Annotated in this window: 6 protein-coding genes; 2 read left to right on the top strand and 4 right to left on the bottom strand. The window is 63.2% G+C overall.

Features of this window, described 5'->3' with window-relative positions; genetic code table 11:
* Both EN750_RS23250 and gcvA read right to left on the bottom strand, forming a co-directional pair.
* Window positions 1-262 (bottom strand): extracellular solute-binding protein (locus EN750_RS23250; RefSeq protein ID WP_127397764.1); only part of this gene is annotated, 262 nt, incomplete at its 3' end.
* Window positions 263-487: 225 nt separating this feature from the next.
* Window positions 488-1393, bottom strand: coding sequence for a transcriptional regulator GcvA (gcvA, locus tag EN750_RS23255; protein WP_127397765.1), 906 nt, complete (start codon window positions 1391-1393; stop codon window positions 488-490).
* 110 nt (window positions 1394-1503) lie between these two features.
* Here gcvA and EN750_RS23260 point away from each other — a divergent pair, with 110 nt between their 5' ends.
* The gene (locus tag EN750_RS23260) at window positions 1504-1689 is read left to right on the top strand and encodes a hypothetical protein (RefSeq protein WP_127397766.1); all 186 of its coding nucleotides are present in this window, start codon (window positions 1504-1506) and stop codon (window positions 1687-1689) included.
* Window positions 1690-1726: 37 nt separating this feature from the next.
* Here EN750_RS23260 and EN750_RS23265 read toward each other — a convergent pair whose 3' ends face one another.
* Window positions 1727-2686 (bottom strand): sugar-binding transcriptional regulator, encoded by a 960-nt coding sequence (locus tag EN750_RS23265; protein WP_127268413.1) that lies wholly within the window; start codon window positions 2684-2686, stop codon window positions 1727-1729.
* A 246-nt stretch (window positions 2687-2932) separates the two neighbouring features.
* Here EN750_RS23265 and EN750_RS23270 point away from each other — a divergent pair, with 246 nt between their 5' ends.
* Window positions 2933-3565 carry an HAD family phosphatase gene (locus EN750_RS23270; protein WP_127397767.1) on the top strand — a complete coding sequence of 211 codons (633 nt, stop codon included), beginning with the start codon at window positions 2933-2935 and terminating at the stop codon, window positions 3563-3565.
* Here the strand turns inward: EN750_RS23270 and EN750_RS40005 are convergent.
* Window positions 3562-3756: hypothetical protein (locus tag EN750_RS40005; protein WP_210212762.1), on the bottom strand; the 195-nt coding region annotated here is incomplete at its 5' end. The genes EN750_RS23270 and EN750_RS40005 overlap by 4 nt on opposite strands.

Consider the following 3756-nt stretch of genomic DNA (forward strand, 5'->3'; position numbering starts at 1 on the left):
CATAGGTGCCGATGGTCATCACGTCGTACTGGCCGCCCTTGGTGGCGATGTCGGTGGTGACGCGCTCACGCAGCACGTTTTCCTCGAGCGTAACCCAGTTGAGCTGGATGTCCGGGTTCGCCTTGGTGAAGTCGTCGGTCAGCTTTTGCATGCGGACCATATCGCCATTGTTGACGGTGGCGATGGTGATGGATTCGGCATGTGCGGCGAACGCAAGCGTGCTGGCCGACAACAAGCCCAGGGTGAGCGTGCGAAGTTTCATCAAATTCCTCCCTTGAACCAAGATGAGCATTTGCCTTGGCTTTGGGCAATTACTCACTTGGCATGAATTATGTCAAGTCGGATTCGATGCTGCAGCGCAGCACCCGGGCGACACCGCAGGCCGGGACGAGCGGAAATTGCCAGGACGAGGAGCGTCCCGGCCGGATACAGTGCGGTAACAGCGGATAGATCTGCGAGAACCAGGTGCAGCCCGAAAGCTTGCCGATCAGCAGGCGATCTCGGCCAGCAGCCAGTCACGGAAGGCACGGATCTTCGGCACGTTGCGGCGCGCTTCGGGGTAGACCAGCCAATAGGCATGGCCGTCGTCGCCAACCAGATCGAAAGGCTGGATCAGGCGCCCGTCGGCAAGTTCCGCCTTGAACAGCGCCCTGGTCAGGACCGCGACGCCATGACCGGCGATCGTCGCATTGGCCTCATAGGCCTGCGCGCCCATGCTGCTGCCGGGCCGCTTGGCAAGATCGTGCGAATGCACGCCGGCAGCCTCGAACCATTGCGTCCACCAGATGTCGCCGGGATCGAGGATCGGCAGCCGCAACAGGTCCGCCGGTTCCCTGACGCCGCCGATGCTTGCCGCGAGCTTCGGGCTCAGCATCGGGGTGAAGTCGGCATCGAGCAGCTTGTAGGCTTCCAGCCCCGGCCATTTGCCGCCGCCCGACCGGATGGCGAGGTCGACATCCTCGCGGGCGAAATCCGTCAGCCGGCTCGACGTTTCGAGCCGCACGGCAAGGGAGGGATGAGCGATCTGGAAAGAGCCCAGATGGTGCGCCAGCCAGTTCGAGGCAAAGGTCAGCACCGTCGTGACGCACAGCAATCCATCGGCGCCGCCACGCGCCGCCGCATAGGCCTGGCCGAGAATGGCAAAGGCCTCGCTGACCGCCGGCGCGAGGCGCTGTCCGGCCTCGGTGAGTGCGATCTGGCGCGGCCGGCGCAGGAACAGCGGTGCGCCGACCCGTTCCTCCAGCACCTTGATCTGATAGCTGACCGCTGCCTGCGTCATGGCGAGTTCGCCGGCGGCCTTGGTGAAGGAAAGATGCCGCGCCACCGCTTCGAACACCCGGATCGCCTGCAGCGGCGGAAGCTGTGAAACCTGCCGAGAGCTCAGGTCCGGCATAAAGCCTCCTTATGGGTCCTTATCGACGTTCGATTGGCAAAGGCCGCCGTCAAGACCGACATTCCCAGTCAACCCGTCATTCGGGTTCAGGATAGCGAAGGTTGACGATCATGACCATGGCGCAGCAGAAATGCACTCCCGCTCCGGATCACCGCTGGTTTTCGTGGCTTACGGATGGATTCGGCTGGTTCGCGGTCAAAAAACGGGCACATCTCGACATCAGGGACCTGTCGCCGCATCTGCAGCGCGATCTCGGTTTTCTCGATGGCAATGACCCTTTCGGGCGGCACAGCTAGCGCGGCTGGTTTTATCGCAAATCAGGTGTGGTTCCGGTCAGATGTTGGCCAGCAGGGCGGCGGCGGTCCGTTCATCGGTGATGAGGCCGTTGATCAGCCGCCGGTTCGCGGCCGCCAGGATGCCTGGCAGCTTTCGTTCGCCCATGGCCAGTGCGATGACCAGCGATTTCTCGCGTGACGGAAGCGACGCCGACGACACCCGGTCGTTGGTGATGCCCTCGATCATGCGGCCCTCCCTGTCGAATACCCAGCCGACGATCTCGGCGATGCCGCCGGCCTTCTGCAGCGCCTTCAATTCGCTCTCCGAAATGAAGCCGTCTTCGTAGAGCGGCGCCTTTGGGCCGAGATCGCCGATGCCGATGAAGGTGACGTCGGCCTCGGCGGCAAGCGCAAGCGTCGGCTGGATCATCGGCTGGTTGAGCAGCATCTCGCGCTCCTCCGGCGACGAGGCGATGACCGGCAGCGGCATCGGGAACGAGCGCGCCTTGACCCTGTCGGCCATGGTGAAGATGACGTTGTAGAAGGCTGCCGAGCCGTCCGGCGAGATGTTGCCGGTCAACGACACCACCTTGTGCTGCGGGCATTCCATCGGCGGCAACTGCTCGATCGCCGCCTTCAGCGTGCGCCCGGTGCCGATCGCCATGACGATCGGGGTCGGTGACCGCAACCGCCGCTCGATCTCGGCGGCAGCCGCCTCGGCGATGCCGATCGTGGTCGAGGACGAATTGGGGTCGCTCGGCACCACCTCGACCAGATCGAGCGCAAAGCGCGATCTCAGCCGTGCCGCCAGATCGAGGCAGTTGGCGATCGGATGGTCGACGCGAACCTTGATCAAGCCCTCCGACACCGCCAGCGATACCAGCCGCTGCGCCGTTTGCCGCGAAATGCCGAGCGTCGAAGCGATCTGGTCCTGTGTGTTGCCGGCAACATAATAAAGCCAGCCGGCGCGCGCCGCATCGTCCAGCCTGTTGCTGCCACCATCCTGCCGGCTATTCAAAGTCCTGCCTCCCGAGACCGCCGGTCATGAGAGCGGCCCATGCCCACTTTCGCAGGGAACGGCCTGCTGCGCAATTGTCAATCTTGGGAGCAATTGCTTGCTGTCCATCGGCGTAGGCACGGCCAGTTTTTCTGCCTGTGTCGCCAAAGAGACTTGGCCGCGGTCCCGGCAGGCGGCAGGTTCTTGCGCTCCGAAGGTTTATCTCCCGGCTCAAACCCTTTAAGGGATGGCAAAAAGGAGCCTCACATGATGCCGCAAGCGGTTTTCTGGGACATGGACGGCACGCTGGTCGACAGCGAACCGCTGCACGAAGCAGCCCTGATGGCGGCGATGCGCAATGTCGGCCTTGTCCCGCCGGACGATCTGCATGAGCGCGTGCTCGGCGTTGCCGCCTGGCCGGTCTACGAGATGATGCGCGACGAGTTCGGCCTGGACCTGCCTTTCGACGACTGGATCGTGCGCAAATACGAACATTATCTGCCGTTGGTCGAGGGGCTGAAGCCGCGCCCCGGCGCGATCGAGATCTTCAACGAGCTGCGTGCAAGAGGCATCCAGCAGGCCGTGGTCTCGAATTCGGACCGGATGATCGTCGACGCCAATCTGAGCATGGTCGGCCTGATCTACCCCGGCATGAAGACGATCAGCCGCAACGATGTGCGCGAAGGCAAGCCGCATGCCGAGCCGTTCCTGCGCGCCGCCTATCTGGCCGATGTCGACCCTGCGCATGCCGTGGCGATCGACGACAGCTGGCCGGGCGCCATGGCGGGACTGGCGGCGGGCATGAAAACGATCTTCTGGCCGGAAAAGCCGATGGAAGGCCCGCCCGGCGCTATCGTCATCAACAGCACCGAGGAATTGCGGACTGAACTGGGGCTTTAAGCTTGGGGAAAGTGGGTGGCTCTTCCTGCGACGTCGATGATTGGCGAAACCGGCGAATAAGAGCTGTCCAGCCGATAGATGGGTAACAGTTTGAACCGGATAGATAGGTAACAGTTTTCCCCCTTATGATGGGTTCGCGGCAGCGCCAAGCGGTTGGGTTGGCGCGGCGCTGCGGCGAACCAGTTTCCTGT

The organism is Mesorhizobium sp. M7A.F.Ca.ET.027.03.2.1, assembly GCF_003999175.1.
Taxonomy (GTDB): Bacteria; Pseudomonadota; Alphaproteobacteria; order Rhizobiales; family Rhizobiaceae; genus Mesorhizobium.

What these genes read in the sequence shown, in the direction of transcription:
- gcvA (WP_127397765.1), bottom strand. Translation starts at nt 1,393, where the DNA reads ATGCCGGACCTGAGCTCTCGGCAGGTTTCACAGCTTCCGCCGCTGCAG.
- EN750_RS23260 (WP_127397766.1), top strand. Translation starts at nt 1,504, where the DNA reads ATGACCATGGCGCAGCAGAAATGCACTCCCGCTCCGGATCACCGCTGG.
- EN750_RS23270 (WP_127397767.1), top strand. Translation starts at nt 2,933, where the DNA reads ATGATGCCGCAAGCGGTTTTCTGGGACATGGACGGCACGCTGGTCGAC.